Source organism: Thermodesulfobacteriota bacterium (assembly GCA_039028315.1).
Taxonomy (GTDB): Bacteria; Desulfobacterota_D; UBA1144; order Nemesobacterales; family UBA2774; genus CR02bin9.
On sequence record JBCCIH010000100.1, the window covers coordinates 1 to 8,725 of the forward strand.

At 39.4% G+C, this 8,725-nt stretch carries 8 protein-coding genes; 6 read left to right on the forward strand and 2 right to left on the reverse strand.

Translation table 11 applies throughout. From position 1 onward, the window contains the following. Positions 1 to 180: 180 nt before the first annotated feature. Positions 181 to 726, forward strand: coding sequence for a peptide-methionine (R)-S-oxide reductase MsrB (msrB, locus tag AAF462_07310; GenBank protein ID MEM7008924.1), 546 nt, complete (start codon positions 181 to 183; stop codon positions 724 to 726). A gap of 77 nt (positions 727 to 803) precedes the next feature. Here msrB and AAF462_07315 read toward each other — a convergent pair whose 3' ends face one another. After that, the gene (locus AAF462_07315; GenBank protein ID MEM7008925.1) at positions 804 to 1,556 is read right to left on the reverse strand and encodes a hypothetical protein; all 753 of its coding nucleotides are present in this window, start codon (positions 1,554 to 1,556) and stop codon (positions 804 to 806) included. Positions 1,557 to 1,652: 96 nt separating this feature from the next. On the opposite strand from AAF462_07315, the gene AAF462_07320 reads away from it, so the two are divergent. Then, entirely contained in the window at positions 1,653 to 2,234 is a 582-nt protein-coding gene (locus tag AAF462_07320) for a MarR family winged helix-turn-helix transcriptional regulator (protein MEM7008926.1), read from the forward strand. 5 nt (positions 2,235 to 2,239) lie between these two features. Here the strand turns inward: AAF462_07320 and AAF462_07325 are convergent, their stop codons facing one another. Continuing rightward, positions 2,240 to 3,634, reverse strand: a complete 1,395-nt coding sequence (locus tag AAF462_07325) for a DUF3179 domain-containing protein (protein ID MEM7008927.1) — start codon at positions 3,632 to 3,634, stop codon at positions 2,240 to 2,242. A gap of 160 nt (positions 3,635 to 3,794) precedes the next feature. Between AAF462_07325 and tig the strand changes: the two genes are divergently transcribed. The 4 genes from tig to lon form a co-directional block, all read left to right on the forward strand. Then, entirely contained in the window at positions 3,795 to 5,105 is a 1,311-nt protein-coding gene (tig, locus tag AAF462_07330) for a trigger factor (protein ID MEM7008928.1), read from the forward strand. A gap of 20 nt (positions 5,106 to 5,125) precedes the next feature. Next, a complete protein-coding gene (gene clpP, locus AAF462_07335) occupies positions 5,126 to 5,725 on the forward strand; it encodes an ATP-dependent Clp endopeptidase proteolytic subunit ClpP (protein ID MEM7008929.1) in 600 nt (199 codons plus the stop codon). Beyond that, positions 5,722 to 6,999, forward strand: coding sequence for an ATP-dependent Clp protease ATP-binding subunit ClpX (gene clpX, locus AAF462_07340; protein ID MEM7008930.1), 1,278 nt, complete (start codon positions 5,722 to 5,724; stop codon positions 6,997 to 6,999). Before clpP ends, clpX begins: the two co-directional genes overlap by 4 nt. A 53-nt stretch (positions 7,000 to 7,052) precedes the next feature. After that, positions 7,053 to 8,725, forward strand: a 1,673-nt coding sequence (lon, locus tag AAF462_07345) for an endopeptidase La (GenBank protein MEM7008931.1), incomplete at its 3' end; no start/stop codon positions are given.

Sequence of the window (8,725 nt, forward strand, 5' to 3'; positions counted from 1 at the left end):
TGATCTTGATTACACAAAGTTTGTATGTGTAGAGACTACGAATGCAGCGCAAGATATAATAGAAATAGCACCAAATGGAAAGCACAGCTTGGAAGTGGTGATCAGCGTAGAAAATCTAAAATAAAATGAATCCTAATACAACAGTGTTACGTATAATTGATTGAATAGGAGGCAATACAAATGAGAAAATATATAATAATTGCAGCAGTTTTACTTTTGTTTGTGGGGTTTAAATATGCTGCGTTTAATAACTATTCGCAAAATACTTCTGAAGCGGCCGAAGAAAAAACTTCTGCCAAATTATCAAAGGAAGAATTAAAGGAAAAACTAACACCGCTTCAGTATAAAGTCACGCAAGAAGATGCCACTGAAAGAGCATTTAGTAATGAATACTGGGATAACAAAAAACCTGGTATATATGTTGATATTGTATCAGGTGAGCCGCTATTTAGCTCAACTGACAAGTATAAATCAGGAACTGGTTGGCCAAGTTTTACTCAGCCTCTAGTAGAAGAGAATATTGTTGAAGTAGAAGATTTCAAGCTACTAATGAAGAGAACTGAGGTTAGAAGTAAGAATGCAGATTCTCACTTGGGGCATGTGTTTAATGATGGCCCTGATCCAACTGGGCTTAGGTACTGTATAAACTCAGCATCACTAAGATTTATTCCTGCTGAAGATCTCAAAAAAGAAGGTTATGAAGAATATGTAGTGCTATTTGAATAAGCTGTAATTCTCCGAAAGGGTTTTTATGCCGGGATAGTCAGATATTGGCTATTCCCGGCATTCTATTTTTGAACAGATTATTTAACCATATAAGGCAGGGATAGATCTTCAGAGAGAACACCATATACTTCATATACGCCTAACAGTGGTCTTTCCTTATCATTTATGTTTACTTCCATATATGCACTTACTGCGTCATAGTTAAATTGTTTTTTATGATTCACTCTCTGAGCCGGTACTAAGACTCTTAAAGCTTTCTTATCTGTAACCACTGAATATCCAGGCGAGTCCATATACATTGGCATACCTGGATTTGTTGGGGGAAGTACAACAGATCTGTCTTCTTTTTTTAATTCAACCACTGATAGCCCGCCTTTGACCCGTTTATCTGGTCCAAGTAGCACCCAGTGTGTATGCCAGATAACTCCATCATCTTTGTAGTCACCGTTATTGTTCTCATCCCAAAGGGGTGTGTCATCAAAATCAGGATGGGCTGTTACAGCCAACGCGACTATTCCCTCCATCTTGTTAAACCCCACATCCTCTGGGCTAAGTGTTGTAGGAAAGACATATCCTAGAACTGGCGCACCATCCAGTCCACCTCTAGCAGATGGAACGGTGTTGCCGGCCTTGCCATCTGTAAATAATTGAAATACCAATAAATCCAAATCGTCCATGTAATTAACTTGGGCCTCTTTGATGTTCATGTCCTTTGTACCTAGGGCTTTTATTTCATCCGGAGTAGCAACTTGTGCAAAAGGTTTATGGGCACCTAGCACCAGAACCAATAACGCTATATTGACTGAAATTAACATTTTTGATAACAACATTTGTAATACCTCCTTAATATAGTATTGAGTCGATACTAATTATAAAATGGCAATCTTGTTTGTCAAGCTCGTATCGACACGATACAATATAAAGATATGAATGACTCACAGATAGGGCCTCTAATAGAAAGGATAGGAAATTTGCTTAGATCTGAGCAAAGGGTTGCTGGGGCTGACTTAGGCCTTCAGGCAGTCCATCTACAAATCCTAAGTTATCTCTCACTTTGCAATCGATACAGTAATACTCCTGCAGGTGTCACTGAATATATCGGCGCTACAAAGGGAACAATTTCTCAAAGCATTAATGTTTTAGAGGGTAAGGGCTTTATAGAAAAAGTGCCGGATTCACAGGATGGTAGAATTACTCATTTGGAACTGAGTAAAATTGGCAGATCATTTATTCATAATAATTCTCCTCTAAAAGAGTTTTCAAATACTTTTAAAGAATTCGATGATAAAGACTCTGCTAGACTCTCAGAAATACTTACGGAGCTATTAACTATGCTTCAGCGTAAGAACAATGGCAGACTATTTGGGGTATGTCATACATGTAAATATTTTAATCGAAATGGTCTTGGCAAATCCCACCAGTGTGGGCTTACTTTAGAGCCACTATCAGACAAAGAATCTCTGCAAATATGCAGGGAGCATGAAAAGCCTATCCTAGAAGCCGTCTGAGCTAACTACAGTATCAACTCAGTATTTGAATATGCTCCGTACCAGCCAAACCAAAAGGCTCTGTGAGCTGGCAAGCGGTATAATTCCTTTCCATCAGCAGATATTAGTTTATCTTCTGATAAAACCCATTTTGTACCGTTGCCATCGGTGACAGTGCTTTTTTGATCCCAACTTTTAAATTTAGTGCCCTTTGTTTCATACACTCTCGAAGCACCTGATTTATCAGTTAAGACTATGAAATCTAGATTCCCTATCTTTTTTTCATATAGAGGGTTTTTAGATAGATAACCAATGCTAATTGCAAGTGGTTTGTCCGGGTATTGGCTAAATATAAGACCTAGTACTTCGTCTTTATTTTTAAGACGTTTATCTAATTTTGGGACATTAAACATTAGCTCGTCAGTTGCGAAGTAATCTCTGTAAGCAGCGCCTTCAGAATAATCTCTCCTATGTCCCGTATCTAAAGATAGTACTTTTGTATCTGGGTGACGCTTTTTCCACTCTCCCCAGGTTGTGGTCACGATGCTCATTCTCTCAAGTTCTATCTCTTTATCAGCCAGTGGTCCTATAACAGGTTTTCCCCAAAGAGTGTTCCAAAGTGACTGGGTTTCTTTGTCGTACATAAGTTTATTTGATCTATATAGAAATCCACTTGTCCCAATTTCGTGATTCTTTCCGTCATGAACTGTATTGTATAAAATCATCGAGCCGCAAAGAGTACAGTAAACCCCCGCTACTTTCTCTCCGCCAACAGTATCAACAAACATCTCATGCCATGCCATGATCCGCTTGGGATATGCACGCGCGTCACCATTTACCTCAATTCCAAACACGATGTTATCATTATCTAGATATTTAGCTTCCTTGGCCGGTATCATGTTGGGATTTCTAAGAGGGGGGATGCCGTCTTGTCTTACACCTCCCCAGCGGACTTCATCTAGTCTAATTTTATTAGTCCTATTACTTGAAAAATAGCCCTTAAACTTGGGATCAATCAAACTATAGAGTAACGATTTGAATTCTGGATACTGTGGGTGTGCCATCTCTTCTTTACTCCAAATCCATTCATACCATTTATCCAATTCATACCCATAGCTTTGTCCAGTTTTTTCTTCAAGCAAAGTCACAAGCTTTGCTGTAAATGACGGGTCACTGTTTAAATATATCGCCTCAATCATCATCACAGGGAACGAGCTCTCCCAGTTCTCACTGATATAATTATATGCCTTATCTCTATCTTCTGGCGGAGATGCTATCAACGCCACAAATGAAACAGGAACTAAGTTTTCTTTGGCAACTTGAGAGAAAGTTTCTTGTGAATGACTTATTAGAGGATAGATCAATAAGCCTAGAATTATTGCTGTTAAAAGCGTAATTTTTGTTAGTCTTTTGTTTCTCATAGTAAAATATTAGATTCCATCTCAATAAAAAAGTTGCAAGAGCTATGATTCACTATAACTGTGCATTTCTCAAATTCCTGGTATAATTTACGGCTTATATTGATTAATAAGTGCTTAAAAAGACTAATAAAATCTATTTATATTCAAGGGGTTAGTACTGATGAAAGTTAATATGGAAAATTTGAGCGATACTCGGAGAAAGCTGGAAGTAGTAGTTCCTGCAGAGGACGTGAAAAAACAAAGAGATGCCGTGTTTAAAGAAATTTATAGCGTTGCCAAAGTAAAAGGCTTTAGACCGGGTAAGGCGCCTGCTAATGTGGTTGAGGCAATGTATAAGAGTGAGATATTGAGTGAAACAATGCAGAAAATACTCTCCACTACTCTTGAAAAAGCTCTGACAGAGGCAAAAGTAAATCCTTTAAACCGCCCTGAGATAACCCCTCCGGATGACCTAGATCCGAATAAGGACTTTGAATACATCGTTGTATTTGAGGTACTTCCCGAGATTGAGCTCGGACAATACAAAGAGATAAAGCTTAAAAAAGATAAAAGGCCAGTTAAAGACGATGAAATAAAAGAGGCCATTGAACACTTAAGAGAGCACAAAGCAGACCTAAAGCCATATGAAAAGAAGAAAGCCGTCAAAGACGGAGATGTTGTAATAGTTGATTTTGAAGGATCTCTGGACGGAAATCCAATAAAAGACCTAAAGAGAGAGGATGTGCAGTTTGTTGTTGGTGAAAAGAAGATGATTCCAGAGTTTGAAGAAGCAGTTGTGGGCATGAAAAAAGAAGAGCAAAAAGAGTTTGATGTTACGTATGATGATCAATTTCCAATTGAAGAGGCTCGAAATAAAGCAGTGCACTATGTTTTAACATTAAAAGACGTTCTTAAAAGAACTTTGCCCAAGGTCGATGATGAACTAGCTAAAGGAATTGGACTTGAATCACTTAAGGACCTTAAAGAGAAAATTAGCGAGGATCTATCTCAACAAATTGAAAAAGGCGCCCAAACTAAGATGAGAAGAGAGCTTATGGACATTTTGGTTGAAAATAATCCATCGATAGAAGCTCCCCAGAGCCTTGTAGAGCAAGAGGCTGAGAGATTGGTGCAAAGCGTGCAGCAAAACATACAGCAACAAGGTGCACCTCCAATGGATTTGAGTGAGGAGCAGCTTGAAGAAATAAAGGATCACGCACTTAGAAACGTAAAAGCGTCGATTGTGCTTGGCGAAATATCCAGAAAAGAGGGGCTAACTGTAACAGAAGATGATATAAATGAGAATCTAAGTGCTGTTGCAATGCAACATAATATGCAGACAGAGCAAATACGCGAATTATATGAAAAAAACAATTTATTGGAGGGGCTTGAAGCCAATCTAACAGAGAAGAAAGTCATTGATTTTATTGTCGATAATGCCGATATTGATGAGGTTTTAGTGGAAGAAAATCACGTTGACAATGAAGCCTAGTATCTGTATACTCAAAAGTAATGTCCAGCTACGTACCGATAGTAATTGAGCAAACCAGCAGGGGCGAGAGGGCATATGATATTTTCTCCCGTTTATTAAAAGACAGGATAATTTTCATTGGTTCCGCAATTAATGACGCAGTTGCTGATACAGTTATAGCTCAGCTTCTGTTTTTAGAGTCTGAGAACCCTGAAAAAGATATATATGTCTATGTAAATTCCCCTGGCGGAGTCGTAACTTCCGGGCTCGCAATATATGACACTATGCAATATGTAAAGCCAGATGTGGCTACAATGTGCATTGGTCAAGCTGCGAGTATGGGAGCGGTACTCTTGGCCGCTGGTGCTAAGGGCAAGAGGTATGCACTTCCTAATGCCAGAGTCATGATACATCAAGTGCTTGGCGGTGTAGAAGGGCAAGCTACGGACATCGAGATACATGCTAAAGAGATTTTGAGAATCAGAGAAGATATAAATGAGGTATTAGCACACCATACAGGTCAGCCAATAGATAAAATTAGAGTTGATACAGAAAGAGATTTTTTCCTAAAACCACAAGATGCCTTAGAGTATGGTCTAATTGATGCTATAATTACTCACAGAGAGGAGGCTCAAAAGTGACTTCAAAACGAGACGCTAAAGAGGGAAAGCTATACTGCTCTTTTTGCGGAAAGAGCCAAAAAGAAGTTAGAAAACTTATTGCCGGGCCCACAGTATACATTTGCAATGAGTGTATAGAGCTTTGTAATGAGATAATAGCTGATGAAGAGGCAAAAGAAGGCGTCCTTAAAAAACGTTATTCAAGCCTTCCAACGCCGCCTCAAATAAAGAAATTCTTAGACGAATACGTTATCGGCCAGGATAGGGCGAAGAAAATTTTATCTGTAGCCGTATATAACCACTACAAAAGAGTAGAGCTAAACGCATATTCAAATAATAAGAGAAATGCCGATGTAGAGGTACAAAAAAGTAATATCTTAATGATCGGCCCTACTGGAAGCGGTAAAACACTTCTAGCTCAAACACTAGCCAGATTACTTGATGTTCCATTTACCATTGTGGACGCTACTTGTTATACAGAGGCTGGCTATGTGGGTGAGGACGTTGAAAACATGATAGTCAGTTTATTGCAAGCTGCAGATTATGACCTTGAAAGGGCTTCAAAAGGTATTATATATATAGACGAGATTGATAAACTGGCACGTAAAAGCGGGGACAGCCCATCAATAACAAGGGATGTTTCAGGTGAGGGCGTGCAGCAGGCTCTGCTAAAGATAATGGAAGGTACCAAAGCAAATGTGCCGCCTAAAGGTGGTAGAAAACACCCTCAGCAAGAGTTTTTGCAGATAGATACAACTAACATACTATTTATCTGCGGTGGTGCTTTCGTCGGGCTTGAAGACCTTATCAGGCAGAGAATAGGAGAGAAATCAATAGGTTTTGAAGCAAGTCTTGGAAACATAGATGATAAAGATCTAGGCGCTGTTCTTAGAGAGGTGCAGCCCGAGGATCAAATATTCTTTGGACTCATACCGGAATTTGTAGGAAGGATTCCAGTTGTGGCTACTTTAGAAGAGTTAAGTGAAGACTCATTTATCGAGATTCTTACAAAACCTAAGAATGCAATTATTAAGCAGTTTCAAAAACTTATGGAGCTTGAAGGAGTTGAGCTTGAAGTTACAGATGAAGCGCTTGCCGAAATCGCCAAAGAGGCTATTAAGAGGAAAACCGGCGCTAGAGGTTTAAGAGCTATCATTGAAACTATTATGCTTGATATTTCCTACGAGGTTCCATCATTAAAAGGACTTACACGTTGTGTTATATCTGAAGAGGTGATTAAGGGTACGGGCGACCCACTCTTTATTTACGAGGAGGAAGCCCGCTTAGGTACATAAGGTATTTAGGTGCATAGGATGTAATTCCAGTTTTAGAGGAGAATGACATGCCAATGTTCGAGAATGAAGGATCGACTCAGGTAGAAACCCTACCGTTATTACCGTTAAGAGATGTTGTGATATTCCCATACATGGTAGCTCCGCTTTTTGTGGGACGTGAGAAATCTATTCGCGCTCTGGAAGAAGCAATGAAGAAAAACAAGGAAATTTTCCTTGTTGCTCAAAAGGATGCTAAAACCAATGATCCTACTGAGAAAGATATTTATGATATAGGAACAATTGGAACGATTGTGCAGATGTTAAGATTGCCAGACGGCACAGTAAAAGTTCTAGTTGAAGGTAAGAGTAGGGCATGTTTGAGGAATTATCTGCCAAATAAAAGCTACTTCATGGTAGAAGTTGAAAACATACCAGAGCGTGATGATATAGGCGTTGAGACAGAAGCGCTAATCCGCACCTTGGTAACAGCTTTCGAGAACTACGTGAAGTTGAACAAGAAAATTCCATCAGAAGTGCTTGTAACAGTATCATCAATAGAAGAGCCGGGAAGACTCTCAGATACTATCTCCTCACACCTGAGCTTTAAGCTTGAAGATAAGCAGGAGATACTTGAGACAATCAATCCTGCAGAAAGGCTGGAAAAACTTTATGAGAAGATTCAAGCCGAAGTAGAAATTATGCAGATTGAGAAGAAAATCCGCGGCCGAGTCAAAAAGCAGATGGAAAAGGCTCAGAAAGAATACTATCTAACTGAGCAAATGAGAGCGATACAAAAAGAGCTCGGTGAAAAAGATGATCTTAAGTCAGAAATTCAAGAGTTTGAGGACAAACTCAAGAAGAAAAAGATGACTGAAGAAGCTGAGCAGAAAGTTAAAAAGGAAATCAAAAAATTAAAACAGATGTCACCTATGTCTGCTGAGGCAACAGTGGTCAGGAACTATATTGATTGGCTACTTTCTATCCCGTGGCAAGATGAATCCACTGACGATAGAATTGATATTAAAGAAGCCCAGCAGATCTTAGATGACGATCATTTTGGACTTGAAAAGCCCAAAGAGCGAATTCTTGAATATCTAGCGGTACAGGCTCTAACAAAGACAATAAAAGGGCCTATACTTTGCTTTGTAGGGCCTCCTGGAGTTGGTAAGACTTCTTTGGCTAAATCAATTGCTCAGGCTATGGGACGTAAATTCATTAGAATCTCCCTTGGCGGTGTAAGAGATGAGGCTGAGATTAGAGGACATCGTAGAACCTATATTGGTGCTCTTCCAGGGAAAATCGTTCAAGGCATAAGGAAAGCTGGAACTAACAACCCAGTATTTCTGCTAGATGAAATCGACAAACTAGGAATGGATTTCAGGGGCGATCCCGCATCTGCGCTACTAGAAGCGCTTGATCCGGAGCAGAACGGAACATTTAACGATCATTATCTAGAAGTAGACTATGACCTTTCAAACGTTATGTTCATTACAACTGCTAACGTTCTACATACAATCCCGTGGGCGCTTCAGGACAGAATGGAGATTATAAGAATCTCCGGATACACAGAAGATGAAAAGCTAGAAATAGCTAAGAAATTTCTTGTTCCTAAACAGCGCGATGCTCACGGTCTTAAGCAGGATAACCTTAAGATGTCAGATAACACTCTTTTAGATGTTATCAGATATTACACTCGTGAAGCAGGCGTTAGAACGCTTGAGCGTGAGATAGCAACACTATGCAGAAA

Coding starts and splice junctions, on each gene's coding strand:
- msrB (MEM7008924.1), top strand. CDS start 181: ATGAGAAAATATATAATAATTGCAGCAGTTTTACTTTTGTTTGTGGGG.
- AAF462_07315 (MEM7008925.1), bottom strand. CDS start 1,556: ATGTTGTTATCAAAAATGTTAATTTCAGTCAATATAGCGTTATTGGTT.
- AAF462_07320 (MEM7008926.1), top strand. CDS start 1,653: ATGAATGACTCACAGATAGGGCCTCTAATAGAAAGGATAGGAAATTTG.
- AAF462_07325 (MEM7008927.1), bottom strand. CDS start 3,634: ATGAGAAACAAAAGACTAACAAAAATTACGCTTTTAACAGCAATAATT.
- tig (MEM7008928.1), top strand. CDS start 3,795: ATGAAAGTTAATATGGAAAATTTGAGCGATACTCGGAGAAAGCTGGAA.
- clpP (MEM7008929.1), top strand. CDS start 5,126: ATGTCCAGCTACGTACCGATAGTAATTGAGCAAACCAGCAGGGGCGAG.